The organism is Bacillus sp. ChL18 (assembly GCF_026241425.1).
Classification (GTDB): Bacteria; Bacillota; Bacilli; order Bacillales; family Bacillaceae; genus Bacillus; species Bacillus velezensis.
In genome coordinates this window covers 1-22,463 of sequence record NZ_JAPHWE010000005.1, presented here as the reverse complement: position 1 = coordinate 22,463, position 22,463 = coordinate 1, and the positions used below count along the sequence as shown (strand labels likewise).

The following is a 22,463-nucleotide window of genomic DNA, read 5'->3' as shown; positions in this document are numbered from 1 at the left end:
AGGCTTTTAAATGCAAGCTAAAGCTGTTGCAAGAACAGTCCGTATTGCTCCTCGTAAAGCACGTCTAGTAATGGACCTGATTCGAGGTAAGCAAGTAGGCGAAGCAGTATCTATCCTGAACTTAACTCCGAGAGCTGCTTCTCCGATCATCGAAAAAGTTTTAAAATCTGCTATCGCAAATGCTGAGCACAACTACGAGATGGACGCTAACAATCTGGTTATTTCTCAGGCATTTGTTGACGAAGGCCCAACGTTAAAAAGATTCCGCCCGCGTGCTATGGGACGTGCGAGCCAAATCAACAAACGTACGAGCCACATTACAATCGTTGTATCAGAAAAGAAGGAGGGATAAGTAGTGGGTCAAAAGGTAAATCCAGTCGGTCTTCGTATCGGAGTCATTCGTGATTGGGAATCTAAGTGGTACGCTGGTAAAGATTACGCTGACTTCCTGCACGAAGATTTAAAAATTCGTGAATTCATTAGCAAACGCCTTTCTGACGCTTCTGTTTCTAAAGTAGAAATCGAGCGCGCAGCAAACCGCGTTAACATTACGATCCACACTGCTAAGCCTGGTATGGTAATCGGTAAAGGCGGATCTGAAGTTGAAGCACTTCGTAAAGCCCTTAACAGCCTTACTGGCAAGCGTGTACACATTAACATTCTTGAAATCAAAAGAGCAGATCTTGATGCTCAGCTTGTAGCTGACAACATCGCTCGTCAACTAGAAAACCGTATTTCTTTCCGCCGTGCGCAGAAACAACAAATCCAACGCACTATGCGTGCTGGAGCACAAGGTGTGAAAACAATGGTTTCCGGCCGTCTTGGCGGAGCTGACATTGCTCGTTCTGAATATTACAGTGAAGGAACTGTTCCATTGCACACTTTGCGTGCTGACATCGACTATGCAACATCTGAAGCTGACACAACTTACGGTAAGCTTGGTGTAAAAGTCTGGATCTATCGTGGAGAGGTTCTTCCTACTAAGAAGAAAACTGAGGAAGGAGGAAAATAATATGTTATTACCAAAACGCGTTAAATATCGCAGAGAGCATCGCGGAAAAATGCGCGGTCGCGCTAAAGGCGGTACTGAAGTACATTTTGGTGAGTACGGTATCCAGGCTCTTGAAGCTTCTTGGATCACGAACCGCCAAATCGAAGCTGCACGTATTGCGATGACTCGTTACATGAAACGTGGCGGTAAAGTTTGGATTAAAATTTTCCCTTCAAAACCTTACACTGCTAAACCGCTTGAGGTACGGATGGGTTCCGGTAAAGGGGCTCCTGAAGGCTGGGTAGCTGTTGTAAAACCGGGCAAAGTTTTATTTGAGATTTCTGGTGTGTCTGAAGAGGTAGCTCGTGAAGCTCTTCGTCTTGCATCTCACAAATTGCCAATTAAAACGAAGTTCGTAAAACGTGAAGAAATTGGTGGTGAATCAAATGAAAGCTAATGAAATTCGTGACCTTACCACTGCTGAAATTGAACAAAAAGTAAAGTCTCTTAAAGAAGAACTTTTCAATCTTCGCTTTCAATTAGCGACAGGACAACTTGAAAATACTGCTCGCATTCGTGAAGTGCGCAAAGCTATCGCGCGCATGAAAACTGTGATTCGTGAAAGAGAAATTGCTGCCAACAAATAATCACTGAGGGGAGGTCGTGAGCATGAGCGAACGTAACCAACGCAAAGTTTACCAAGGCCGTGTTGTTTCTGACAAAATGGATAAAACCATCACTGTTGTTGTTGAAACATACAAAAAGGATCCTATTTACGGTAAACGCGTAAAATACTCAAAGAAATTCAAAGCACATGATGAAAATAACCAAGCTAAAATCGGAGACATCGTAAAGATCATGGAAACTCGTCCATTATCTGCAACTAAGCGTTTTCGTCTAGTAGAAGTTGTCGAAGAAGCTGTTATTATCTAATAAAGTTCGGAATTCTTTTTCCGAAGGGAGGTAACAAATAATGATTCAACAAGAGACTCGTTTAAAAGTTGCTGACAACTCCGGTGCGCGTGAGGTACTTACTATTAAAGTTCTTGGCGGTTCTGGACGTAAAACGGCTAACATTGGTGATGTAATTGTTTGCACGGTTAAACAAGCAACACCAGGAGGCGTTGTCAAAAAAGGTGAAGTCGTAAGAGCTGTTATCGTTCGCACAAAAAGCGGAGCACGCAGAACTGACGGATCATACATCAGCTTCGATGAGAATGCATGTGTTATCATCCGTGACGACAAGAGCCCGCGTGGAACTCGTATCTTCGGACCGGTTGCCCGTGAATTACGTGAAAACAACTTCATGAAAATTGTTTCTCTGGCTCCAGAAGTTATCTAATGAAATAAATGCCTTACTCAAGGAGGTGCGATCAGGATGCATGTGAAAAAAGGCGATAAAGTAATGGTTATCTCTGGTAAAGATAAAGGCAAACAAGGTACGATCCTTGCTGCTTTCCCTAAAAAGGACCGCGTTCTAGTTGAGGGCGTAAACATGGTGAAGAAGCACTCTAAACCAACTCAAGCAAACCCTCAAGGCGGTATTTCTAATCAAGAGGCGCCAATTCATGTATCAAACGTTATGCCGCTCGATCCTAAAACAGGTGAAGTGACTCGCGTAGGATACAAAGTGGAAGATGGCAAAAAAGTTCGTGTTGCAAAAAAATCTGGGCAAGTCTTAGATAAATAGTATTTAAAGGAAGGGAGGTCTATCTCATGAACCGCCTTAAAGAAAAGTACAATAAAGAAATTTCACCTGCTTTAATGACGAAGTTCAACTACGACTCTGTTATGCAGGTGCCAAAAATCGAAAAAATCGTAATCAACATGGGTGTCGGTGATGCTGTTCAAAACGCGAAAGCAATCGACAGTGCTGTTGAAGAATTAACGTTTATCGCAGGTCAAAAACCTGTCGTTACTCGTGCGAAGAAATCAATTGCTGGATTCCGTCTTCGTGAGGGAATGCCTATCGGTGCGAAAGTAACTCTTCGCGGAGAGCGCATGTATGATTTCCTTGATAAACTTATTTCTGTATCTTTACCGCGTGTGCGTGACTTCCGCGGGATTTCTAAGAAATCTTTCGACGGTCGCGGAAACTACACTCTTGGTATCAAAGAACAGTTAATCTTCCCTGAAATTGACTACGATAAAGTAACAAAGGTTCGCGGAATGGACATCGTTATCGTAACGACTGCTAACTCTGACGAAGAGGCTCGTGAGCTATTAACTCAAGTAGGTATGCCGTTCCAGAAATAATCAATGAAAGGGAGGCGAAATCGTGGCTAAAAAGTCAATGATTGCGAAACAACAACGTACACCAAAGTTTAAAGTGCAAGAGTACACTCGCTGTGAACGCTGCGGACGTCCGCACTCAGTCATTCGTAAATTTAAACTTTGCCGTATTTGTTTCCGTGAGCTTGCATATAAAGGACAAATTCCTGGCGTGAAAAAAGCCAGCTGGTAATCCCCAAGAATGGGAAGGAGGTAATTATATAATGGTTATGACAGATCCAATTGCAGATATGCTGACTCGTATTCGCAATGCAAACATGGTACGTCATGAGAAGCTTGAAATTCCTGCTTCTAAATTGAAAAGAGAAATTGCTGACATTTTAAAGCGTGAAGGTTTCATTCGTGACGTTGAGTTCGTAGAAGACAGCAAACAAGGTATCATCCGCGTTTTCTTGAAATACGGACAAAACAACGAGCGCGTTATCACTGGTCTTAAAAGAATCAGCAAACCAGGTTTGCGTGTATACGCTAAATCAAATGAAGTACCTCGCGTACTTAACGGTCTTGGAATCGCGATTATTTCTACATCACAAGGTGTTTTAACGGACAAAGAAGCCCGTGCAAAACAAGCTGGTGGAGAAGTTCTAGCATACGTTTGGTAAGAAGTTTAACAAGAATGGAGGTGTTTTAGTATGTCTCGTGTAGGAAAAAAACTGCTTGAGATCCCTTCTGGAGTTACAGTAACGCTGAACGAAGGCAACACTGTAGCTGTAAAAGGACCAAAAGGAGAATTAACTCGTACTTTCCATCCTGATATGGAAATCAAAATTGAGGACAACGTGCTTACAGTTACTCGTCCTTCTGATCACAAAGAGCACCGTGCGCTGCATGGTACGACTCGCAGTCTGCTTGGAAACATGGTTGAAGGCGTATCTAAAGGATTTGAAAGAGGTTTGGAATTAGTCGGTGTCGGTTATCGTGCGGCTAAATCCGGAAACAAACTTGTTTTAAACGTTGGATACTCTCATCCTGTTGAGATCGTTCCTGAAGAGGGCATCGAAATCGAAGTTCCTTCTCAAACTAAAGTAGTTGTAAAAGGTACAGACAAAGAGCGTGTAGGAGCTATCGCTGCTAACATCCGCGCTGTACGTTCTCCAGAGCCTTACAAAGGTAAAGGAATTCGCTACGAAGGTGAAGTTGTTCGCCGTAAAGAAGGTAAATCTGCTAAGTAAGACCGCTTAAAGTGAAGAAAGGAGTGACCTAAGGATGATTACGAAAACTAGCAAAAATGCTGCTCGTCAAAAAAGACATGCCCGTGTTCGTGCTAAACTTTCAGGCACAGCTGAAAGACCTCGTCTGAATGTGTTCCGTTCAAACAAACACATTTATGCTCAAATCATCGATGATGTAAATGGCGTTACACTTGCTAGTGCCTCTACTCTCGATAAAGATTTGAACGTGGAAAGCACTGGTGACAGCGCTGCTGCTGCTAAAGTCGGTGAACTCGTTGCGAAACGCGCTTCTGAGAAAGGTGTTTCTGACGTAGTATTTGACCGCGGCGGATACTTATACCATGGACGTGTAAAAGCTCTGGCCGATGCAGCTCGTGAAGCCGGACTGAAATTTTAATAAAAAAAGGAGGGACACATGATTATGCGTCGTATTGACCCAAGCAAATTAGAGTTAGAAGAACGCTTAGTTACGGTTAACCGCGTAGCGAAAGTTGTTAAAGGTGGTCGTCGTTTCCGTTTCGCAGCTCTAGTCGTTGTCGGTGACAAAAACGGTCACGTAGGTTTCGGTACTGGTAAAGCACAAGAAGTACCTGAAGCAATCCGCAAAGCTGTTGAAGATGCGAAAAAGAATTTGATTGAAGTACCAATGGTTGGAACTACGATTCCACACGAAATCATCGGACGTTTCGGTGCAGGCAATATCTTGTTGAAACCTGCTTCTGAAGGTACTGGAGTTATCGCTGGAGGCCCTGTACGTGCGGTACTTGAGCTTGCTGGCGTTGCTGATATCCTTTCTAAGTCTTTAGGTTCTAACACACCGATCAACATGATCCGTGCAACACTTCAAGGTTTAAGTGAGCTTAAACGTGCCGAAGAGGTTGCGAAGCTTCGTGGAAAATCTGTAGAAGAACTGTTAGGATAAGGAGGGAACATTAATGGCTAAATTAGAAATTACCCTCAAACGCAGTGTAATCGGTCGCCCGGAAGATCAGCGCGTTACTGTAAGAACACTTGGTTTAAAGAAAACAAACCAAACTGTCGTTCATGAAGATAACGCTGCGATCCGCGGTATGATTAATAAAGTATCTCATCTAGTTTCTGTTAAAGAACAATAAAAATAAATTATAGGCTAAGGAGGTGTCCTAATGAAACTTCATGAATTAAAGCCTTCAGAAGGTTCACGTAAAGTACGCAATCGCGTAGGTCGTGGTATTGGTTCTGGTAACGGTAAAACAGCTGGTAAAGGTCACAAAGGTCAAAACGCTCGTTCTGGCGGCGGTGTACGCCCTGGATTCGAGGGGGGACAAATGCCTTTATTCCAACGTCTTCCTAAACGCGGTTTTACAAACATCAACCGTAAGGAATACGCTATTGTGAACGTAGACAAATTGAACGGTTTTGCGGAAGGAACGGAAGTCACTCCTGAACTTCTTCTTGAGACTGGTGTTATTAGCAAACTTAATGCAGGAGTAAAGATTCTTGGCAACGGTAAATTAGAGAAAAAATTAACTGTAAAAGCCAATAAATTCTCTGCTTCTGCGAAAGAAGCTGTTGAAGCTGCTGGCGGTACAGCTGAGGTGATCTAACTTGTTTAAGACAATCTCCAACTTTATGCGTGTGAGTGATATTCGGAATAAAATCATTTTTACATTACTCATGCTTATCGTCTTTCGCATAGGTGCGTTTATCCCTGTGCCATATGTAAATGCTCAGGCGTTGCAGACACAAAGTTCGATGGGGGTTTTTGATCTCCTTAATACATTTGGCGGCGGTGCGCTTTATCAGTTCTCCATTTTTGCGATGGGAATTACGCCTTACATCACTGCTTCAATCATCATTCAGCTGCTTCAGATGGATGTTGTGCCGAAGTTTACCGAGTGGTCTAAGCAAGGTGAAGTCGGCCGCCGTAAATTAGCTCAGTTCACGAGATATTTTACGATTGTGCTTGGTTTTATCCAGGCATTAGGTATGTCTTACGGGTTTAACAACCTGGCAAACGGTATGCTGATTGAAAAATCCGGCATATCGACATATCTGATTATTGCTTTAGTACTCACTGGAGGAACTGCTTTTTTAATGTGGCTGGGAGAACAAATTACTTCCAATGGAGTAGGTAACGGAATTTCGATCATCATCTTCGCGGGGATTGTGGCTAGTATTCCGAAAACTGTTGGGCAGATTTATGAGACTCAATTTGTCGGCAGCAGCGATCAGCTGTTTATTCATATTGTAAAAATCGCTTTACTGGTGATTGCGATTTTGGCCGTTATTGTTGGTGTTATTTTCATTCAGCAGGCCGTACGCAAAATCGCGATTCAATATGCAAAAGGGCAAGGTCGTTCACCTGTTGGCGGAGGCCAGTCAACTCACCTTCCGCTTAAAGTGAATCCTGCAGGGGTTATTCCGGTAATCTTTGCGGTTGCGTTTCTTATTACGCCGCGTACTATCGCGTCATTTTTCGGAGAAAACAATGTGACAAAGTGGATTCAAGCCAACTTTGACAATACACATCCGGTGGGCATGGCGGTTTATGTCGCATTAATTATCGCCTTTACGTACTTCTATGCTTTTGTGCAGGTAAACCCTGAACAAATGGCTGATAACCTAAAAAAACAGGGTGGCTATATCCCGGGGGTTCGTCCAGGGAAAATGACTCAAGATAGAATTACGAGCATTTTGTATCGACTTACGTTTGTGGGTTCTATATTCTTAGCCGTGATTTCCATTCTTCCTATCTTTTTCATTCAATTCGCTGGATTGCCTCAAAGTGCACAGATTGGCGGAACATCATTGTTAATTGTCGTCGGGGTAGCCTTGGAGACAATGAAGCAGCTGGAGAGCCAGTTAGTGAAACGTAATTACCGAGGATTTATGAAAAATTAGAGGACTGGTTTTAACCATTCCTCTAAATAAGAGAGGACGGGGGAAATCCGAATGAACTTAGTCTTAATGGGACTTCCTGGAGCCGGTAAAGGCACTCAGGGAGAACGAATTGTTGAGGATTATGGGATACCTCATATCTCAACGGGAGATATGTTCCGTGCTGCTATGAAAGAAGAAACACCACTCGGACTCGAAGCAAAGTCTTATATTGATAAAGGCGAGCTCGTACCGGACGAAGTCACAATCGGCATTGTCAAAGAAAGACTCGGCAAAGATGATTGTGAAAGAGGTTTTCTTCTGGACGGATTTCCGCGAACAGTCGCTCAGGCTGAAGCTCTTGAAAACATTCTTGAGGAATACGGCAAGCCGATTGATTATGTCATTAACATTAAAGTAGACAAAGACTCTTTAATGGAACGTTTGACTGGACGCAGAATTTGCAGTGTTTGCGGCACAACCTATCATTTGGTTTTCAATCCGCCGAAAACGCCGGGTGTTTGTGATAAAGACGGAGGAGACCTTTATCAACGGGCAGATGATAATGAGGAAACCGTCTCAAAACGCCTTGAGGTCAACATGAAGCAGACTCAGCCTTTACTCGATTTTTATTCTGAGAAAGGGTATCTTGTCAACGTCAATGGCCAGCAGGACATTAACGACGTGTACAAAGATGTGAAAGAGCTTCTTGGAGGATTGAGCAAATGATTATCTGTAAGACCCCTCGTGAGCTTGGCATCATGCGGGAAGCAGGGCGAATCGTGGCTTTGACTCATGAAGAGATGAAAAAGCACATTAAACCAGGAATCTCGACAAAAGAATTGGATCAAATTGCCGAACGTTTTATTGAAAAGCAGGGTGCAATCCCATCTTTTAAGGGGTATAATGGGTTTCGCGGGAGCATCTGTGTATCAGTTAATGAAGAACTCGTTCACGGAATTCCCGGTAAAAGGGTTTTGCGTGACGGTGACATTATCAGCATTGATATCGGTGCTAAATTAAATGGTTATCATGGTGACTCTGCTTGGACATATCCGGTAGGAAACATCAGTGATGATGATAAACGACTGCTGGAAGTAACAGAGGAGTCTTTATATAAAGGCTTGAAGGAAGCAAAACCAGGTGAACGTTTGTCGAATATTTCCCACGCAATACAAACGTATGTCGAAAATGAGCAGTTTTCAGTTGTTAGGGAGTATGTCGGACATGGTGTTGGTCAAGACTTGCATGAGGATCCGCAAATTCCTCATTACGGTCCGCCAAACAAAGGACCTAGGCTGAAGCCTGGTATGGTTCTCGCTATAGAACCGATGGTTAACGCTGGCAGCCGATATGTGAAAACATTGGCTGATAACTGGACGGTTGTAACGGTAGATGGGAAAAAGTGTGCTCATTTTGAACATACGATTGCGATTACGGAAACGGGTTTTGATATACTGACAAAAGTCTAGATGATGAAATGAATTCCTTGACACATGTTTTTCATTCCGCACCTGGGCAGATTGTAGGTTTACAATTGGTCGGAAGAAAAACCGGCTAGCTGCTGTCATCGGAATGAAGATTCATCATCGTGTACTAAAGCAGACGGAGAAAAGCGTACATTTCATTCTCCTTAGAAAAAGAATATCAATCATTCACCCTTTATGATTGCGTATCTCCGGAAGTTCAGAACAGTATAAACGAAACAGGGCGTGTGACAAACGGATAACTGAGATTTTCTCTTTTGAAATTTGTCAGAGAGCAAGTTACTGATTTGAAGAAGGGAGAACACTTGAATGGCGAAAGACGATGTAATTGAAGTGGAAGGTACGATTGTCGAAACACTGCCAAACGCGATGTTCAAAGTTGAACTCGAAAATGGCCATACGGTTTTGGCTCACGTATCTGGTAAAATCCGCATGCACTTCATTCGCATTTTACCTGGAGACAAAGTTACGGTAGAATTATCTCCATATGACTTAACTCGTGGCAGGATTACGTACCGTTACAAATAAAGCACTCCGGAAACTGAAGGAGGTTGGAAACACATGAAAGTGAGACCATCAGTTAAACCAATCTGCGAGAAATGTAAAGTTATTCGCAGAAAAGGAAAAGTAATGGTGATCTGTGAAAATCCAAAGCATAAACAAAAACAAGGATAATTAATAAGGAGGTGCCCAGAGAATGGCTCGTATTGCTGGTGTAGATATCCCACGTGACAAACGTGTTGTTATTTCTTTAACATATGTCTTCGGAATTGGCCGCACAACGGCTCAGCAAGTCTTGAAAGAGGCTGGTGTTTCTGAAGATACTCGTGTGCGTGATCTTACTGAAGAAGAACTTGGTAAAATCCGTGATGTTATTGACAAACTGAAAGTAGAAGGTGACCTTCGCCGTGAAGTTTCTCTTAACATCAAGCGTCTGATCGAAATCGGAAGCTACCGCGGAATCCGCCATCGCAGAGGTTTGCCTGTTCGCGGACAAAACTCTAAAAACAATGCGCGTACTCGTAAAGGTCCGCGTCGTACTGTAGCTAACAAGAAAAAATAAGTAAGGGAGGTACCTAAACAATGGCTGCTGCTCGTAAACAAAACACGCGTAAACGTCGCGTGAAAAAGAATATTGAGTCAGGAATCGCTCATATTCGTTCAACTTTCAACAACACGATCGTTACGATCACTGATACTCATGGTAATGCTATTTCTTGGTCAAGTGCCGGAGCTCTAGGATTCAGAGGTTCTCGTAAATCTACTCCTTTTGCTGCGCAAATGGCTGCTGAAACAGCTGCTAAAGGTTCAATCGAACACGGACTTAAAACTCTTGAAGTAACTGTTAAAGGACCAGGTTCTGGCCGTGAAGCTGCAATCCGTGCTTTACAAGCTGCCGGGCTTGAAGTTACAGCTATTAGAGACGTAACTCCTGTTCCTCATAATGGATGCCGTCCACCAAAACGTCGCCGCGTGTAATTTGTTTGTATAGATTTTGTGTCCCTGTCAATAATGGGTTATGATACAGTTATTTATGAAACGAATGCACCGACTCGTTGCCTGAGCACATACGGGACTAAACAATGGGGAATTTCGGATGGAATCTCATATGATTCTATTCGAGGTTTCGACGTTTTGAAGGAGGGTTTTAAGTAATGATCGAGATTGAAAAACCAAAAATCGAAACGGTTGAAATCAGCGACGATGCCAAATTTGGTAAGTTTGTCGTAGAGCCGCTTGAGCGTGGATATGGTACAACTCTGGGTAACTCCTTACGTCGTATCCTCTTATCCTCACTCCCTGGTGCCGCTGTAACATCGATCCAGATAGATGGTGTACTGCACGAATTCTCGACAATCGAAGGCGTTGTGGAAGATGTTACAACGATAATCTTGCACATTAAAAAGCTTGCATTGAAAATCTACTCTGATGAAGAGAAGACGCTTGAAATTGATGTACAGGGCGAAGGAACTGTCACAGCAGCTGATATTACACACGACAGCGATGTTGAAATCCTTAATCCGGATCTTCATATCGCGACTCTTGGTGAGAATGCGAGTTTCCGAGTTCGCCTTACTGCACAAAGAGGACGTGGGTATACACCTGCTGATTCGAACAAAAGAGACGATCAGCCAATCGGCGTGATTCCGATCGATTCAATCTTTACGCCAGTTTCTCGTTTATCTTATCAGGTAGAAAACACTCGTGTAGGCCAGGTTGCAAACTATGACAAACTTACACTTGATGTTTGGACTGACGGAAGCACTGGACCGAAGGAAGCAATTGCTCTCGGTTCAAAGATTTTAACTGAACACCTTAATATATTCGTCGGTTTAACTGACGAAGCTCAGCATGCTGAAATCATGGTTGAAAAAGAAGAGGATCAAAAAGAAAAAGTTCTTGAAATGACGATTGAGGAACTTGATCTTTCTGTCCGTTCTTACAACTGCTTGAAGCGTGCGGGCATTAACACGGTTCAAGAACTTGCGAACAAGACGGAAGAAGATATGATGAAAGTTCGCAACCTGGGACGCAAATCACTTGAAGAAGTGAAAGCGAAACTAGAAGAACTTGGACTCGGCCTTCGCAAAGACGATTGATCTAGTTTCCATGTGAACTAGGATTTTCGTGTGTTTTTTATTTAGAAACAGCATTCCATTAAAGGAGGGGACATCACATGTCATACAGAAAACTAGGACGTACGAGTTCACAGCGTAAAGCTATGCTTCGTGATCTTACAACAGATTTGATCATCAACGAAAGAATTGAAACAACTGAAACACGTGCGAAAGAACTTCGCTCTGTTGTTGAAAAGATGATCACTCTTGGTAAGCGCGGTGACTTGCATGCTCGTCGTCAAGCTGCTGCATACATTCGCAACGAGGTTGCTAATGAGGAAAATAACCAAGATGCACTTCAAAAATTGTTCTCTGACATTGCAACTCGTTACGAGGAGCGCCAAGGCGGATACACACGTATTATGAAGCTTGGTCCTCGCCGTGGTGACGGTGCACCAATGGCAATCATCGAATTGGTTTAATCACATATTTTTGTGTATCTAAAGAAGGGCGGGACAGTTTCTAACTGGATCTATGCCCTTTTTTTAGATATCAGAACTTTTTATCATGAGACAGACAAGCAGAGCTATAGCTGAGAGGAGGCCAGGCGCCCGTGGATCAAAAACAGCTTATATCCGTAAAAGACATTCTATTCCGATACCGCAAAGATGCGGAAAGACCGGCGCTGGACGGTGTGAGTCTGGAGGTATACGAAGGAGAATGGCTTGCTATCGTAGGCCACAACGGTTCAGGGAAGTCGACTTTGGCCAGAGCGCTGAACGGGCTGATTTTGCCTGAGGTCGGAGAAATTGAAGTCGGCGGCATCAAACTGACTGAGGATACCGTGTGGGATGTGCGAAAAAAAATAGGGATGGTCTTTCAGAATCCCGATAACCAATTTGTCGGCACGACTGTTCGCGATGATGTGGCTTTTGGTTTAGAAAACAATGGTGTTCCGCGCGAAGAAATGATTGAGAGAGTAGATTGGGCTGTCACACAAGTCAATATGCAGGATTTTCTTGATCAAGAGCCGCACCATCTCTCCGGAGGTCAAAAACAAAGAGTGGCGATCGCGGGAATTATTGCCGCGCGTCCTGATATTATGATTTTGGATGAAGCGACATCCATGCTTGACCCGATTGGGAGAGAAGAAGTCCTTGATACTGTCAGACGCTTAAAAGATCAGGGCATGGCCACCGTCATTTCGATAACACATGATCTGGAAGAAGCCGCAAGGGCGGACAGGATCATTGTGATGAACGGCGGCAGGAAATATGCAGAGGGCACGCCTGAAGAGATTTTTAAATTAAACGAAGACTTGGTTCGCATCGGTCTTGATTTGCCTTTCTCATTCCAGCTCAGCCTGCTTTTGAAAGAAAGCGGACTGGCGTTAACGAAAAACCATCTGACTCAGGAAGGGCTGGTGAATGAGCTGTGGACATTAAAATCAATGATGTAGAACACCGCTATCAAATGAAGACACCGTTTGAACGGCTTGCTCTGTATGATATCAATGCCGTAATAAAAGAGGGCAGCTATGTTGCCGTCATCGGGCATACAGGGTCGGGCAAATCGACGCTCCTGCAGCATTTAAACGGTTTGCTGAAACCGACTAAAGGACAGCTTGAACTCGGGAGCACGATTCTGGCAGCCGGTAAAAAGAATAAAGACCTTAAGACTTTACGAAAAAAAGTCGGAATCGTTTTCCAATTTCCCGAACATCAGCTGTTTGAAGAGACTGTGCTGAAGGACATCGCATTCGGACCGATGAATTTCGGTGTAAAAAAAGAAGACGCTGAACGGAAAGCAAAAGAAATGCTGGGGCTTGTGGGCCTTCCGGAAGACATTTTGGATCGTTCACCATTTGAGCTCAGCGGCGGCCAGATGCGCAGAGTGGCGATTGCCGGCGTTCTCGCGATGGAGCCGGAAGTGCTGGTTTTGGATGAACCGACGGCCGGTCTTGATCCGAGAGGGCGCCAGGACATTATGGACATGTTCTATGCGCTTCATCAGCGGGGAAACCTGACAACCGTTCTCGTCACCCACAGTATGGAGGACGCCGCCCGTTATGCCGACGAGATGATCGTCATGCACAAAGGAACCATTAAAGCGACGGGGAGTCCGCGTGACTTGTTTGTAAAAGGTGAAGAGATGGCTGAAATGGGCCTGGATCTTCCTGAATCGGTGAAGTTTCAGAGACGGCTTGAGAAGGCTCTCGGCGTCAAGTATGAGAAACCCATGCTGACCCTGCAGGATGCCGCCAGTGAAATTAAGGCTTTCTTTCAGGAGGAAAAGGACCAATGATGGACAGCATGATTATCGGAAAGTATGTTCCCGGATCATCGCTTATTCACCGATTGGATCCGCGAACAAAACTTGTCAGCATCTTTCTTTTTGTATGTATCGTTTTTTTGGCAAACAACGTACAGACGTACGCTTTGCTCGGTTTGTTTACATTCGGGGTGATTGCCTTAACACGAGTGCCGTTCAGCTTTTTGCTGAAGGGGCTTAAGCCGATTATCTGGATTGTGGCGTTTACCTTTTTATTACACATTTTCATGACGCATGAAGGATCTGTCATTTTTCAGCTTGGCTGGTTTAAAGTATATGAGGGCGGACTTATACAGGGGATTTTTATCTCCCTCCGTTTCGTTTACCTTATCTTTATGACGACGCTGCTGACGCTGACAACAACGCCGATTGAAATAACGGATGGAATGGAGCAGCTGCTGAATCCTTTTAAAAAGGTGAAGCTGCCCGTACACGAACTCGCATTGATGATGTCGATATCATTGCGATTTATCCCGACATTGATGGAAGAGACAGATAAAATCATGAAGGCGCAAATGGCGAGGGGTGCGGACTTTACAAGCGGCCCGGTGAAAGACAGAATCAAAGCGGTTGTTCCGCTGCTTGTCCCGCTGTTTGTCAGCGCCTTTAAACGCGCAGAAGAGCTCGCGGTCGCCATGGAGGCGAGAGGCTACCAGGGCGGTGAGGGGAGAACGAAATACAGAAAGCTTGTCTGGACCGGAAAGGATACCGGAGCTATTCTGCTCATCATGGTATTAGCCGTGTTATTGTTTTTCTTAAGAAGTTAGAGGTGCTGCTGAATGAGAGTGAAATGTACCATTGCTTATGACGGGCATTTATTTAACGGATATCAGGTTCAGCCTGGAAAACGGACCGTTCAAAGTGAATTGGAAAAAGCGCTGGCCGTCATCCATAAAACGGACGGCAGAGTGCCTGTGTACTCATCCGGCCGCACGGACAGCGATGTTCATGCTGCCGGGCAGGTCATTCATTTTGATACGCCGCTGTCCATCCCGGCTGAGAAATGGCCGTTTGCGCTCAATGCCCTGCTGCCTGATGATATTGCCGTCAAAACAGCAGAGATTGCGGATGATGGGTTCCATGCACGATTTAGCGCAGTCCAAAAGGAATATCGCTACATTGTATATACGGAGAAACACCCGGACGTATTTAAACGACATTACGCTTACCATTTTGCATATCAGCTTAATGTGCAGAAAATGAGGGAAGCTTCAAGGCACCTCATCGGGACACATGATTTCACAAGCTTTTGCGCGGCTGATACCGCGGTTCAGGATAAGGTCAGAACGATTTACGAGCTGGATTGGACTGAGACCGGAGACGGCCTGCAGATGCGGATCACCGGTAACGGTTTTCTCTATAATATGGTCAGAATCATTGCCGGAACGTTATTGGATACAGGAGCTGGAAAATTTTCTCCGGATGATGTAAAAGCAATGCTCGAAGCGAAAGATCGCGAAGCCGCGGGGCGCACCGCACCGGGGCACGGGCTGTATTTATGGAGCGTTTGCTATGACAACTAAACCAGGTGTAACATTTTCTTGACAGAGTCTGCATAAAGTTATAAGATATCATATGGTATGTATTTCAACCCCACGATAAGCCCCGGAACTTATTGTGTTGTGAAATAGAACGTAATCGAAGATTATTGAAAATGACAGATCATTTAGGAGGGAAATTCAATGCGTACAACACCTATGGCTAACGCAAGTACTATTGAACGCAAGTGGTTAGTTGTTGATGCAGCAGGCAAGACTTTAGGACGTCTTTCTACAGAAGTTGCATCTATCCTTCGCGGGAAACACAAACCGACTTACACACCGCACGTTGATACTGGAGATCATGTGATCATCATCAACGCTGAAAAAATCGAGTTAACTGGTAAAAAGTTAACTGACAAAATCTACTACCGTCACACTCAACATCCAGGCGGATTAAAATCAAGAACTGCTCTTGAAATGCGTACAAACTACCCTGAGAAAATGCTTGAGCTTGCTATCAAAGGCATGCTTCCAAAAGGTTCTCTAGGTCGTCAAATGTTCAAGAAATTGAACGTATACCGTGGTTCTGAGCATCCACATGAAGCACAAAAACCTGAAGTTTACGAACTTCGCGGTTAATTAAAAAGGAGGTTACCAATTTGGCACAGGTTCAATATTACGGTACTGGCCGTCGTAAAAGTTCTGTAGCGCGTGTGCGCTTAGTTCCAGGAGAAGGTCGTATCGTCGTTAATAATCGTGAAATCAGCGAGCACATTCCATCTCCAGCCCTAATCGAAGATATCAAACAACCATTAACTTTAACTGAAACAGCTGGTACTTATGATGTTTTAGTAAACGTACATGGAGGCGGCTTATCTGGTCAAGCTGGAGCAATCCGTCATGGTATCGCTCGTGCTTTGCTTGAAGCAGATCCAGAATACCGTGCAACACTTAAACGTGCTGGTCTTCTGACTCGTGACGCTCGTATGAAAGAACGTAAAAAATACGGTCTTAAAGGCGCTCGTCGTGCACCTCAGTTCTCAAAACGTTAATCGTTTTGGATGGCAAAAACCACAACTTCTTGGTTGTGGTTTTTTTGTATTTTTTTCTCACATTCAAGAGGTTATCCGATGTTTTTCTAGAATTGTTTGTTATACTCTATTCATTACCAATAAGGAGCGCAGTTATAATGAATAAGTTAGTCATACATAACAGCAAGGCATGGGATAAAAAAGTCGAAACAGGCAATGAATGGACGGTTGCGGTTGATTCTCATACGATTGGTGAAGCGAAAAAAGGCAATTGGAGCATCAGAATGACCCCCGGAAAAGATGTGCCGGCAGATTGGTTTCCGCCCATAGACGGTCTGAAGGTTCTTTGTCTCGCTTCAGGAGGAGGACAGCAAGGGCCGGTCCTTGCTGCTGCAGGAGCGGACGTGACCATCTTTGACAATTCGGAAAAACAGCTTGCGCAAGACAGAATGGTTGCCGAGCGGGACGATCTTACGCTTCGGACTGTCAAAGGCAGCATGAATGATCTGAGCTGTTTTGATGATGAGTCATTTGATTTTATTGTGCACCCGGTATCGAATTGCTTTGTTGATACGGTTCTTCCGGTATGGAAAGAAGCTCATCGCGTATTGAAAAAAGGCGGGTCTTTAGTCTCCGGTTTTGTAAATCCCGTCGTGTTCTTATTTGATATGGATTTAGAGCAGGAAGGTGTACTCAAAGTAAAGTATTCCATTCCGTTTTCGGATGAAAAAGACCTGAGTAAGAAAAAGGTAAAGGAACTTATTGATAATCATGAAGCGCTTGAATTCGGCCATACGCTGGAGGATCAAATTAAAGGTCAGATTGACGCAGGCTTCATGGTTGCCGGTTTTTACGAGGACAAAGGCGGCCTCGTGCTGGATGAATACATTAATACATACTCCGTAACAAGAAGCATTAAAATATAAAAACGGCATCCCGTCAGAGGTGCTGTTTTTTTGCGGCTTTTTCCTGCGGACGGCTGATCACATTAGCCGAAACCGGTTCTATTCCAATTTCTCTGGCCCAAACCGACAGTTGTCCCATATGGTGAATCTCATGCGCAAGGATGTGGCGGAGAATATCTTCTTTAGGAAAGGTTTGGTCCATCCAGTCCGGCTTAACAAGATCCGGTCCATTGAGGGAGACCGCATGAATGACATCCCCCCGATACTGTTCAGACAGCTTTCTGAGATCCTGAATGCTCGTATAGTCAGACTCAGCAGGTAAAACATCATCTTTACCTAAAATGGCACGAGCCCAGCTGATCTCGACATCAATGATATGAAATAAAGTCCGCAAGATGCTCTCCATTCCGCCCGTCCGGGTTTTCGTCAGTTCCTCCCGGCTCAGCTTTTCACATATCATAAACCACTCGTCACGCACCGTCCAATTGTATTGAAACAGCTTTTTCATAACGTCACCTCAGCTCTTTATTCTTCCAGTTAACATAAAACTCCTTCATTTGGGAGGATTTCCACTATCAACAAAGCATGCTTTTTCCCTTTTCCTTTCAAAATAACAGTAAAAAGGAGCGTGGCTGGCAATGGCAGAAGTATTATCTTTTTCAGACGTGAAACGGCAGAAGGATTTTGAGCTTGAGAAGAGTTTACTAAAGGAGCTGTCACTGACGCAGATCATTCAGTCCGTAAAAGCATGTCTTACCCCATTGTTTCCCTTTCTTCAAGACGAAAACGGCATTCTGAGTGAAGGATGCATAGATTTTGCAATTGAAGCGTATTTATTAGGCGGCCGGTTCGGCGTCTTTGGCTATTATGGTGAGTCTTTGCAGAGGGCAAACGCCCGTTCGGCTGAAGAAGAGGAAGAACTGACGATCGATTTTTTTGAATATCTTTGCAATTGGACGCATGAGCAATATTCTTCCGTTAAACAAAAAGAAATCTATGAAGCGTCCTGCCGGTTTATCAACAGCTGGTGGACGGAAGGATTTCTGCAAAGAGAAAAACAATGTAAGCTCCGCATGAGGTAATCATAATTTCTTCCCTTGTCCCATACTTATTAATAACGGGGACAAGCGGGAGGGAAAGGTATGACAAAAAAGCTGAAATGGCTCGGTTTTTTACTTGGCTTTATCATATTATTGTGTTTATTCCGGTTTCAATTCCAAAATGATGATTCCTGGCGGCCGTGGAGTCTGCCCCTGAGCGGGAAAATCATCTATCTCGATCCGGGACACGGCGGGCCGGACGGAGGCGCCACGGGAGGCAGTCACCTTGAAAAGGACATTACTCTCGAAGTGGCCACCAGGGTCAGAGACTATTTGCAGGAGCAGGGAGCTTTGGTCATTATGACGCGGGAGACGGATACTGATTTAGCTCCTGAAGGGACGAAAGGCTACAGCAGACGCAAAGCGGAAGATCTGAGAAAGCGCGTGGAAATCATCAACCGTTCAGAGGCGGAGCTTTATATCAGCATTCATCTGAACGCCATACCGTCACCGAGATGGAGCGGCGCCCAAAGCTTCTACTATGGAAAATACGAAGAAAATGAAAAAGTGGCAAAATATATACAGGACGAATTGAGAATCAATTTGGAGAATACAACGAGAAAGGCGAAACGGATACACGGCATTTACTTAATGCAGAATGTAACCAAGCCGGGCGCGCTGGTGGAAATCGGATTTCTGTCCAATCCGGCGGAAGCGAAAAGGCTCGGCCAGCCCAAATATCAGGACAAAATCGCTTCTTCCGTGTATAAGGGCGTATTGAGATACTTTACAGAGAAAGGAGACCCTCCCGAGTAAGGAGGGTTTTTCGCCGATTCTATGTTTAATATATGGTATAATACCATTTGTAAACGAATACACAAAGGGTGAGGGTTCGATGATAAGAGAAGATGAAGTAAGAAATATAGTCGGAAACATGCGCGAACCTTTTCTTCATAGACCGCTGGGAGAATTGGATGCCATTAAAGAAGTAAAGATCAAGCCGGAAAAACGGCATGTCAGTGTAAAAATTGCATTGGCAAAAACGGGGACGGCTGAACAGATGGGCATTCAGCAGGAAATCGTATCCGTTCTGAAAGAAGCGGGTGCGGAAACTGTGGGACTGCGGTTTGAAGAGCTGCCGGAAGAAACATTGGCGAAATTCAGCCGGCCTGCTGCTGAAAGCGAAACCCTGCTGAACAGGAAACATCCGCCGGTCTTTCTTGCGGTGGCAAGCGGAAAAGGCGGTGTCGGCAAATCAACGGTTTCCGTCAACCTGGCCATTTCTCTTGCGCGGCTCGGCAAAAAAGTCGGCTTGATCGACGCGGATATATACGGATTCAGCGTGCCGGACATGATGGGTATTATAGTTCGCCCAACAGTAGAAGGAGAAAAACTGCTTCCTGTCGAAAGATTTGGAGTAAAGGTTATGTCGATGGGCTTTTTCGTCGAAGAAAACGCTCCGGTTGTGTGGAGAGGGCCGATGCTGGGCAAGATGCTGAATAACTTCTTCCATGAGGTTGACTGGGGAGAGGTTGACTATATCGTTCTCGATCTGCCGCCCGGCACGGGTGATGTGGCGCTCGATGTACACACGATGCTTCCGAGCTGCAAAGAGATTATCGTATCAACGCCGCACCCTACTGCCGCATTTGTAGCGGCGAGAGCGGGTTCTATGGCGATTAAGACCGATCATGAAGTTGTAGGGGTCATTGAAAATATGGCTTACTATGAAAGTGCAAAAACCGGCGAGAGAGAATATGTGTTCGGTCAAGGCGGGGGAGATAAGCTTGCAGAGGAATTGCAAGTGCCGCTGCTTGGCAGAATTCCTTTAAAACAGCCTGATTGGGACAAGGATCAATTTGCGCCTTCTGTCTATGACAGAAGTCATCCGATCGGGGAAATTTATATGGGGATCGCCCAGAAAGTCATTGAAAAAACAGCTGAATAAAAAAGGGGCCGGGATCAACACGGCCCGGCCTTTTATTGGCTTTCTTTTTCAGAGCTTGAAGCCGCTTTTTTCAATTCATCCTCGAATTGCTTTTTGAAAAGCGGGCTGGAAAGTGTCTCTGTAATTACATCCTCTAAGTAACTGCGGAACTTTTGGCTTTTCACCAGCTCATAGTATTTTTTATCCATGCCGGGGTCTTGCATGATCTGCATAAAACTTTTCTGATAATCAGGGTCTTTCATCAGTTTTTTTATGATTTTTTCGTGCTCGGGCTGAAGAGTTTTTGCAAAGCTCTCGGCGAACTTTGAGTCTTCAAAGATGGTTTTCCAGAACTCCGCCCCTTTTTTAGAGGTGAGGGTTTTCTCTATTGTGCCTTTAATGGCATTTTGATCAATCACCAATGCCTCATTCATCGCATCATCATTTAATATTTCCTTAATTGCTTTTTTTCCATCATCTGTCTTTAATATATCAACAACCATTTTTTTAGTCTGGTCATAATCCATATCCGCTGCTTGGTCTTTTGGAGCACAAGCTGTTACAGATAATACAACAAAACAGCTTATCAATAGCGTTTTGGCTTTTGACATGCATAAGCTCCTTCCTTACTTGTACTTATTTTTAATATGATTCATCGGAATGGATTTATACATAACAAAATATCGCTGAACGCGATTGTCAGGGGGATGAATAAGAGATGAAAAGCCGCGGGCTTGTTCGATTTTTCTTTTCGATTTTAGCTGTGGGCGCTCTTATTACAAGCGTCGTGGGATTTGCTCTGAAGTGGGGGGAGTACAAGGGGTTCTTTCTGAATTTTGAGGCCGGTCAGATTTTCTCCGTTCTGATCTGGTTTATCGGGGTAGGCATGATTTTCAGTGTGATCAGCCAGATGGGATTCTTCGTTTTTCTGACGGTGCACCGGTTTGCCCTTGAAATTCTCAGATCAAGCTCGCTTTGGAATCTGCTTCAGCTGTTTATCATTCTGTTTGTCGCTTTTGATTTAATGTACGTCAGATTTTTGTTTTTCGGAGAGCGGAATGACTCGATTGCAGGGTTTGTCTGGCTGCCGCTGGCTCTGCTTGCCGTCGGCCTGTTGACGGCATATATAAAACAAAAGCAGTCCTCAAAAAATACGTTCGTTTCATCATTATTTTTAATGGTCGTTATTACAGCGCTTGAATGGGTTCCTGCGCTACGAGTGAATAATGAGGACTGGCTTTATTTGATGCTGATTCCGCTGATGGGCTGCAATGCGTTTCAGCTGTTAATGCTGCCGAAGTTTGCCCAGAGGTAGTTATTTCACTTCTGATGACTTGACGTCAGTATTTGCGATCAGGTCGCCGACGGTCACGTTTTTCAGTCCTTTTTGCTTTAAATTGTGAATAATGGCGGGGAGCGCTTCTTCAGTCTGTGTTGCTGAATCAGAGGCGTGCAGCAGGACAATGTCGCCGCCTTTTATATGACTGTTTACATTTTCAATGATTTTATCAGGGCCGGGATTTGTCCAATCCTGCGAGTTAACGCTGTAATGAACCACTGAATAGTGGTACTGCTGTGCAATGGTAAGAACCTTTTTATTAAATTGTCCGGTCGGCGGGCGGAGTAAATGAACATTCTTTACACCCAGCTTTTTAAATGCAGTCTGGGCCCGGAGGATATCTTTTTTTATTTCATTGTCCTCTAGGTTGGTATAATTCTTATACGCATATCCCATGCTGCCGATTTGATGTCCGTCTTTTATCATAAGTTCAACTGTGTCCGGGTGCCGTTCCGCCCAAGAAGCTGACAGAAAAAAAGTGGCGTTTTTAATACCGTTTGCTTTTAGCGCGTTCAGAATAGGAACTGCTTTTTCGTCGCCCCAGCTGATATCGAATGTTAATGCGACTTCGCCCGCTTTCGTCTCCCCTTTTGAAATAGCCTTCGGGCCGCTATCAGTTAAAAATACAGGAAGGGGGACGGCTCTCTGTATATAAAAAAAGCTGGCTGCTGCAAATGCGGCAATGATAATAATAAGCAGCTGTTTTATCCTTCTTATGTGCCACACGTAGAAGTGATTCACTGATGACGCCTCCTTATCTTGTCCATGCTTGATTACATCGTATGCTGCGGCGGAGATGAATATAACGAAATACGTTTTAAAAAAATGAAAAAAACACTTGCTAAATTTAAAGAATGCATGGTATATTATTAAACGTCGCTGATGAACAGCAGACAACAACAAAAAGCTTCGGAAACAACTTAAAAAAAGTTGTTGACATAAAAGAAGCTGAGTGGTAAGATAATAAAGCTGCTTCAACAAGCGGTAATGATCTTTGAAAACTAAACAAGACAAAACGTACCTGTTAATTCAAAGTTTTAAATAAATCGC

Annotated in this window: 38 protein-coding genes and 1 pseudogene; 36 read left to right on the top strand and 3 right to left on the bottom strand. The window is 44.2% G+C overall.

Annotation, left to right across the window (positions count from 1 at the left end; all coding sequences use genetic code 11):
* The first annotated feature begins 10 nt into the window (after positions 1-10).
* The 32 genes and pseudogenes from rplV to OQ477_RS19745 all read left to right on the top strand — a co-directional run bounded on the left by rplV (position 11) and on the right by OQ477_RS19745 (position 17,128).
* A complete protein-coding gene (gene rplV / locus OQ477_RS19900; RefSeq protein ID WP_003156475.1) occupies positions 11-352 on the top strand; it encodes a 50S ribosomal protein L22 in 342 nt (113 codons plus the stop codon).
* Positions 353-355: 3 nt separating this feature from the next.
* Positions 356-1,012 (top strand): 30S ribosomal protein S3, encoded by a 657-nt coding sequence (rpsC, locus tag OQ477_RS19895; RefSeq protein ID WP_003156476.1) that lies wholly within the window; start codon positions 356-358, stop codon positions 1,010-1,012.
* Between the two features lies 1 nt (position 1,013).
* Positions 1,014-1,448: a 50S ribosomal protein L16 gene (gene rplP / locus OQ477_RS19890; protein ID WP_003156478.1), complete on the top strand. Its 435-nt coding sequence runs from the start codon at positions 1,014-1,016 to the stop codon at positions 1,446-1,448.
* The gene (gene rpmC, locus OQ477_RS19885; RefSeq protein WP_003156482.1) at positions 1,438-1,638 is read left to right on the top strand and encodes a 50S ribosomal protein L29; all 201 of its coding nucleotides are present in this window, start codon (positions 1,438-1,440) and stop codon (positions 1,636-1,638) included. The genes rplP and rpmC overlap by 11 nt, the downstream gene beginning before the upstream one ends.
* A 22-nt stretch (positions 1,639-1,660) precedes the next feature.
* Positions 1,661-1,924, top strand: a complete 264-nt coding sequence (gene rpsQ / locus OQ477_RS19880; protein ID WP_003156484.1) for a 30S ribosomal protein S17 — start codon at positions 1,661-1,663, stop codon at positions 1,922-1,924.
* A gap of 40 nt (positions 1,925-1,964) precedes the next feature.
* Positions 1,965-2,333 carry a 50S ribosomal protein L14 gene (gene rplN, locus OQ477_RS19875; RefSeq protein ID WP_007410404.1) on the top strand — a complete coding sequence of 123 codons (369 nt, stop codon included), beginning with the start codon at positions 1,965-1,967 and terminating at the stop codon, positions 2,331-2,333.
* A gap of 36 nt (positions 2,334-2,369) precedes the next feature.
* Entirely contained in the window at positions 2,370-2,681 is a 312-nt protein-coding gene (gene rplX / locus OQ477_RS19870) for a 50S ribosomal protein L24 (RefSeq protein WP_003156486.1), read from the top strand.
* Between the two features lie 26 nt (positions 2,682-2,707).
* Entirely contained in the window at positions 2,708-3,247 is a 540-nt protein-coding gene (gene rplE / locus OQ477_RS19865) for a 50S ribosomal protein L5 (protein ID WP_003156487.1), read from the top strand.
* Between the two features lie 22 nt (positions 3,248-3,269).
* A complete protein-coding gene (gene rpsN / locus OQ477_RS19860; RefSeq protein ID WP_003156488.1) occupies positions 3,270-3,455 on the top strand; it encodes a 30S ribosomal protein S14 in 186 nt (61 codons plus the stop codon).
* A gap of 31 nt (positions 3,456-3,486) precedes the next feature.
* The gene (gene rpsH / locus OQ477_RS19855; RefSeq protein ID WP_003156489.1) at positions 3,487-3,885 is read left to right on the top strand and encodes a 30S ribosomal protein S8; all 399 of its coding nucleotides are present in this window, start codon (positions 3,487-3,489) and stop codon (positions 3,883-3,885) included.
* A gap of 30 nt (positions 3,886-3,915) precedes the next feature.
* Entirely contained in the window at positions 3,916-4,455 is a 540-nt protein-coding gene (gene rplF / locus OQ477_RS19850; RefSeq protein ID WP_003156490.1) for a 50S ribosomal protein L6, read from the top strand.
* Between the two features lie 34 nt (positions 4,456-4,489).
* Positions 4,490-4,852 (top strand): 50S ribosomal protein L18, encoded by a 363-nt coding sequence (gene rplR / locus OQ477_RS19845; RefSeq protein ID WP_003156492.1) that lies wholly within the window; start codon positions 4,490-4,492, stop codon positions 4,850-4,852.
* Positions 4,853-4,876: 24 nt separating this feature from the next.
* Positions 4,877-5,377: a 30S ribosomal protein S5 gene (rpsE, locus tag OQ477_RS19840; RefSeq protein ID WP_003156493.1), complete on the top strand. Its 501-nt coding sequence runs from the start codon at positions 4,877-4,879 to the stop codon at positions 5,375-5,377.
* Positions 5,378-5,390: 13 nt separating this feature from the next.
* Positions 5,391-5,570: a 50S ribosomal protein L30 gene (gene rpmD / locus OQ477_RS19835; RefSeq protein WP_003156497.1), complete on the top strand. Its 180-nt coding sequence runs from the start codon at positions 5,391-5,393 to the stop codon at positions 5,568-5,570.
* Positions 5,571-5,600: 30 nt separating this feature from the next.
* Positions 5,601-6,041: a 50S ribosomal protein L15 gene (rplO, locus tag OQ477_RS19830; protein ID WP_003156499.1), complete on the top strand. Its 441-nt coding sequence runs from the start codon at positions 5,601-5,603 to the stop codon at positions 6,039-6,041.
* A gap of 1 nt (position 6,042) precedes the next feature.
* On the top strand, positions 6,043-7,338 hold the full coding sequence (gene secY, locus OQ477_RS19825; RefSeq protein WP_007615246.1) for a preprotein translocase subunit SecY: 1,296 nt from the start codon (positions 6,043-6,045) through the stop codon (positions 7,336-7,338).
* Between the two features lie 51 nt (positions 7,339-7,389).
* Entirely contained in the window at positions 7,390-8,043 is a 654-nt protein-coding gene (locus OQ477_RS19820) for an adenylate kinase (protein WP_007410407.1), read from the top strand.
* On the top strand, positions 8,040-8,786 hold the full coding sequence (gene map / locus OQ477_RS19815) for a type I methionyl aminopeptidase (RefSeq protein WP_007410408.1): 747 nt from the start codon (positions 8,040-8,042) through the stop codon (positions 8,784-8,786). The genes OQ477_RS19820 and map overlap by 4 nt, the downstream gene beginning before the upstream one ends.
* 64 nt (positions 8,787-8,850) lie before the next feature.
* Positions 8,851-9,133 (top strand): annotated as a pseudogene (locus OQ477_RS19810) (RNA-binding protein).
* Positions 9,111-9,329, top strand: coding sequence for a translation initiation factor IF-1 (gene infA / locus OQ477_RS19805; RefSeq protein ID WP_003156508.1), 219 nt, complete (start codon positions 9,111-9,113; stop codon positions 9,327-9,329). The pseudogene OQ477_RS19810 and the gene infA overlap by 23 nt, the downstream one beginning before the upstream one ends.
* 33 nt (positions 9,330-9,362) lie before the next feature.
* The gene (gene rpmJ / locus OQ477_RS19800) at positions 9,363-9,476 is read left to right on the top strand and encodes a 50S ribosomal protein L36 (protein ID WP_003156543.1); all 114 of its coding nucleotides are present in this window, start codon (positions 9,363-9,365) and stop codon (positions 9,474-9,476) included.
* A gap of 22 nt (positions 9,477-9,498) precedes the next feature.
* Positions 9,499-9,864 carry a 30S ribosomal protein S13 gene (gene rpsM, locus OQ477_RS19795; protein WP_003156545.1) on the top strand — a complete coding sequence of 122 codons (366 nt, stop codon included), beginning with the start codon at positions 9,499-9,501 and terminating at the stop codon, positions 9,862-9,864.
* A gap of 20 nt (positions 9,865-9,884) precedes the next feature.
* Positions 9,885-10,280 carry a 30S ribosomal protein S11 gene (gene rpsK, locus OQ477_RS19790; RefSeq protein ID WP_003156547.1) on the top strand — a complete coding sequence of 132 codons (396 nt, stop codon included), beginning with the start codon at positions 9,885-9,887 and terminating at the stop codon, positions 10,278-10,280.
* A gap of 176 nt (positions 10,281-10,456) precedes the next feature.
* Positions 10,457-11,401 carry a DNA-directed RNA polymerase subunit alpha gene (locus tag OQ477_RS19785; protein ID WP_003156549.1) on the top strand — a complete coding sequence of 315 codons (945 nt, stop codon included), beginning with the start codon at positions 10,457-10,459 and terminating at the stop codon, positions 11,399-11,401.
* Positions 11,402-11,478: 77 nt separating this feature from the next.
* Positions 11,479-11,841, top strand: a complete 363-nt coding sequence (rplQ, locus tag OQ477_RS19780) for a 50S ribosomal protein L17 (protein ID WP_003156550.1) — start codon at positions 11,479-11,481, stop codon at positions 11,839-11,841.
* A gap of 131 nt (positions 11,842-11,972) precedes the next feature.
* Positions 11,973-12,818, top strand: a complete 846-nt coding sequence (locus OQ477_RS19775) for an energy-coupling factor ABC transporter ATP-binding protein (RefSeq protein WP_265973556.1) — start codon at positions 11,973-11,975, stop codon at positions 12,816-12,818.
* Positions 12,794-13,663: an energy-coupling factor ABC transporter ATP-binding protein gene (locus OQ477_RS19770; protein ID WP_265973555.1), complete on the top strand. Its 870-nt coding sequence runs from the start codon at positions 12,794-12,796 to the stop codon at positions 13,661-13,663. The genes OQ477_RS19775 and OQ477_RS19770 overlap by 25 nt, the downstream gene beginning before the upstream one ends.
* The gene (locus OQ477_RS19765; RefSeq protein WP_007410412.1) at positions 13,660-14,457 is read left to right on the top strand and encodes an energy-coupling factor transporter transmembrane component T family protein; all 798 of its coding nucleotides are present in this window, start codon (positions 13,660-13,662) and stop codon (positions 14,455-14,457) included. The genes OQ477_RS19770 and OQ477_RS19765 overlap by 4 nt, the downstream gene beginning before the upstream one ends.
* A 12-nt stretch (positions 14,458-14,469) precedes the next feature.
* Complete coding sequence (gene truA, locus OQ477_RS19760) at positions 14,470-15,213, top strand: tRNA pseudouridine(38-40) synthase TruA (protein ID WP_017419475.1); 744 nt, start codon at positions 14,470-14,472, stop codon at positions 15,211-15,213.
* Positions 15,214-15,372: 159 nt separating this feature from the next.
* Positions 15,373-15,810: a 50S ribosomal protein L13 gene (rplM, locus tag OQ477_RS19755; RefSeq protein WP_003225844.1), complete on the top strand. Its 438-nt coding sequence runs from the start codon at positions 15,373-15,375 to the stop codon at positions 15,808-15,810.
* A gap of 20 nt (positions 15,811-15,830) precedes the next feature.
* The gene (rpsI, locus tag OQ477_RS19750; RefSeq protein ID WP_003225846.1) at positions 15,831-16,223 is read left to right on the top strand and encodes a 30S ribosomal protein S9; all 393 of its coding nucleotides are present in this window, start codon (positions 15,831-15,833) and stop codon (positions 16,221-16,223) included.
* Positions 16,224-16,360: 137 nt separating this feature from the next.
* Complete coding sequence (locus OQ477_RS19745) at positions 16,361-17,128, top strand: class I SAM-dependent methyltransferase (protein ID WP_007410414.1); 768 nt, start codon at positions 16,361-16,363, stop codon at positions 17,126-17,128.
* A gap of 13 nt (positions 17,129-17,141) precedes the next feature.
* Here OQ477_RS19745 and OQ477_RS19740 read toward each other — a convergent pair whose 3' ends face one another.
* Positions 17,142-17,615, bottom strand: coding sequence for a DinB family protein (locus OQ477_RS19740; RefSeq protein WP_061581394.1), 474 nt, complete (start codon positions 17,613-17,615; stop codon positions 17,142-17,144).
* A gap of 130 nt (positions 17,616-17,745) precedes the next feature.
* Here OQ477_RS19740 and OQ477_RS19735 point away from each other — a divergent pair, with 130 nt between their 5' ends.
* The 3 genes from OQ477_RS19735 to OQ477_RS19725 all read left to right on the top strand — a co-directional run bounded on the left by OQ477_RS19735 (position 17,746) and on the right by OQ477_RS19725 (position 20,095).
* Positions 17,746-18,189, top strand: coding sequence for a DUF2521 family protein (locus OQ477_RS19735; protein ID WP_224181430.1), 444 nt, complete (start codon positions 17,746-17,748; stop codon positions 18,187-18,189).
* Positions 18,190-18,249: 60 nt separating this feature from the next.
* Positions 18,250-18,963 carry an N-acetylmuramoyl-L-alanine amidase CwlD gene (gene cwlD / locus OQ477_RS19730; RefSeq protein WP_265973554.1) on the top strand — a complete coding sequence of 238 codons (714 nt, stop codon included), beginning with the start codon at positions 18,250-18,252 and terminating at the stop codon, positions 18,961-18,963.
* Between the two features lie 79 nt (positions 18,964-19,042).
* Positions 19,043-20,095, top strand: a complete 1,053-nt coding sequence (locus OQ477_RS19725) for an Mrp/NBP35 family ATP-binding protein (RefSeq protein WP_265973553.1) — start codon at positions 19,043-19,045, stop codon at positions 20,093-20,095.
* 32 nt (positions 20,096-20,127) lie between these two features.
* On the opposite strand, the gene gerD is transcribed toward OQ477_RS19725, so the two are convergent.
* Entirely contained in the window at positions 20,128-20,685 is a 558-nt protein-coding gene (gene gerD / locus OQ477_RS19720) for a spore germination lipoprotein GerD (protein WP_007615280.1), read from the bottom strand.
* A 107-nt stretch (positions 20,686-20,792) separates the two neighbouring features.
* Here gerD and kbaA point away from each other — a divergent pair, with 107 nt between their 5' ends.
* Positions 20,793-21,389, top strand: a complete 597-nt coding sequence (kbaA, locus tag OQ477_RS19715; protein ID WP_038456737.1) for a KinB-signaling pathway activation protein — start codon at positions 20,793-20,795, stop codon at positions 21,387-21,389.
* Here kbaA and pdaB read toward each other — a convergent pair whose 3' ends face one another.
* Complete coding sequence (pdaB, locus tag OQ477_RS19710) at positions 21,390-22,154, bottom strand: polysaccharide deacetylase family sporulation protein PdaB (protein ID WP_265973552.1); 765 nt, start codon at positions 22,152-22,154, stop codon at positions 21,390-21,392.
* Between the last annotated feature and the right edge of the window lie 309 nt (positions 22,155-22,463).

Excerpts from the sequence above, each read along its gene's own strand:
- rplV (WP_003156475.1), top strand. The coding sequence starts at position 11 with ATGCAAGCTAAAGCTGTTGCAAGAACAGTCCGTATTGCTCCTCGTAAA.
- rplP (WP_003156478.1), top strand. The coding sequence starts at position 1,014 with ATGTTATTACCAAAACGCGTTAAATATCGCAGAGAGCATCGCGGAAAA.
- rpmC (WP_003156482.1), top strand. The coding sequence starts at position 1,438 with ATGAAAGCTAATGAAATTCGTGACCTTACCACTGCTGAAATTGAACAA.
- rpsQ (WP_003156484.1), top strand. The coding sequence starts at position 1,661 with ATGAGCGAACGTAACCAACGCAAAGTTTACCAAGGCCGTGTTGTTTCT.
- rplN (WP_007410404.1), top strand. The coding sequence starts at position 1,965 with ATGATTCAACAAGAGACTCGTTTAAAAGTTGCTGACAACTCCGGTGCG.
- rplX (WP_003156486.1), top strand. The coding sequence starts at position 2,370 with ATGCATGTGAAAAAAGGCGATAAAGTAATGGTTATCTCTGGTAAAGAT.
- rplE (WP_003156487.1), top strand. The coding sequence starts at position 2,708 with ATGAACCGCCTTAAAGAAAAGTACAATAAAGAAATTTCACCTGCTTTA.
- rpsH (WP_003156489.1), top strand. The coding sequence starts at position 3,487 with ATGGTTATGACAGATCCAATTGCAGATATGCTGACTCGTATTCGCAAT.
- rplF (WP_003156490.1), top strand. The coding sequence starts at position 3,916 with ATGTCTCGTGTAGGAAAAAAACTGCTTGAGATCCCTTCTGGAGTTACA.
- rplR (WP_003156492.1), top strand. The coding sequence starts at position 4,490 with ATGATTACGAAAACTAGCAAAAATGCTGCTCGTCAAAAAAGACATGCC.
- rpsE (WP_003156493.1), top strand. The coding sequence starts at position 4,877 with ATGCGTCGTATTGACCCAAGCAAATTAGAGTTAGAAGAACGCTTAGTT.
- rpmD (WP_003156497.1), top strand. The coding sequence starts at position 5,391 with ATGGCTAAATTAGAAATTACCCTCAAACGCAGTGTAATCGGTCGCCCG.
- rplO (WP_003156499.1), top strand. The coding sequence starts at position 5,601 with ATGAAACTTCATGAATTAAAGCCTTCAGAAGGTTCACGTAAAGTACGC.
- OQ477_RS19820 (WP_007410407.1), top strand. The coding sequence starts at position 7,390 with ATGAACTTAGTCTTAATGGGACTTCCTGGAGCCGGTAAAGGCACTCAG.
- map (WP_007410408.1), top strand. The coding sequence starts at position 8,040 with ATGATTATCTGTAAGACCCCTCGTGAGCTTGGCATCATGCGGGAAGCA.
- infA (WP_003156508.1), top strand. The coding sequence starts at position 9,111 with ATGGCGAAAGACGATGTAATTGAAGTGGAAGGTACGATTGTCGAAACA.
- rpmJ (WP_003156543.1), top strand. The coding sequence starts at position 9,363 with ATGAAAGTGAGACCATCAGTTAAACCAATCTGCGAGAAATGTAAAGTT.
- rpsM (WP_003156545.1), top strand. The coding sequence starts at position 9,499 with ATGGCTCGTATTGCTGGTGTAGATATCCCACGTGACAAACGTGTTGTT.
- rpsK (WP_003156547.1), top strand. The coding sequence starts at position 9,885 with ATGGCTGCTGCTCGTAAACAAAACACGCGTAAACGTCGCGTGAAAAAG.
- OQ477_RS19785 (WP_003156549.1), top strand. The coding sequence starts at position 10,457 with ATGATCGAGATTGAAAAACCAAAAATCGAAACGGTTGAAATCAGCGAC.
- rplQ (WP_003156550.1), top strand. The coding sequence starts at position 11,479 with ATGTCATACAGAAAACTAGGACGTACGAGTTCACAGCGTAAAGCTATG.
- OQ477_RS19765 (WP_007410412.1), top strand. The coding sequence starts at position 13,660 with ATGATGGACAGCATGATTATCGGAAAGTATGTTCCCGGATCATCGCTT.
- truA (WP_017419475.1), top strand. The coding sequence starts at position 14,470 with ATGAGAGTGAAATGTACCATTGCTTATGACGGGCATTTATTTAACGGA.
- rplM (WP_003225844.1), top strand. The coding sequence starts at position 15,373 with ATGCGTACAACACCTATGGCTAACGCAAGTACTATTGAACGCAAGTGG.
- OQ477_RS19745 (WP_007410414.1), top strand. The coding sequence starts at position 16,361 with ATGAATAAGTTAGTCATACATAACAGCAAGGCATGGGATAAAAAAGTC.
- OQ477_RS19740 (WP_061581394.1), bottom strand. The coding sequence starts at position 17,615 with ATGAAAAAGCTGTTTCAATACAATTGGACGGTGCGTGACGAGTGGTTT.
- OQ477_RS19735 (WP_224181430.1), top strand. The coding sequence starts at position 17,746 with ATGGCAGAAGTATTATCTTTTTCAGACGTGAAACGGCAGAAGGATTTT.
- cwlD (WP_265973554.1), top strand. The coding sequence starts at position 18,250 with ATGACAAAAAAGCTGAAATGGCTCGGTTTTTTACTTGGCTTTATCATA.
- OQ477_RS19725 (WP_265973553.1), top strand. The coding sequence starts at position 19,043 with ATGATAAGAGAAGATGAAGTAAGAAATATAGTCGGAAACATGCGCGAA.
- gerD (WP_007615280.1), bottom strand. The coding sequence starts at position 20,685 with ATGTCAAAAGCCAAAACGCTATTGATAAGCTGTTTTGTTGTATTATCT.
- kbaA (WP_038456737.1), top strand. The coding sequence starts at position 20,793 with ATGAAAAGCCGCGGGCTTGTTCGATTTTTCTTTTCGATTTTAGCTGTG.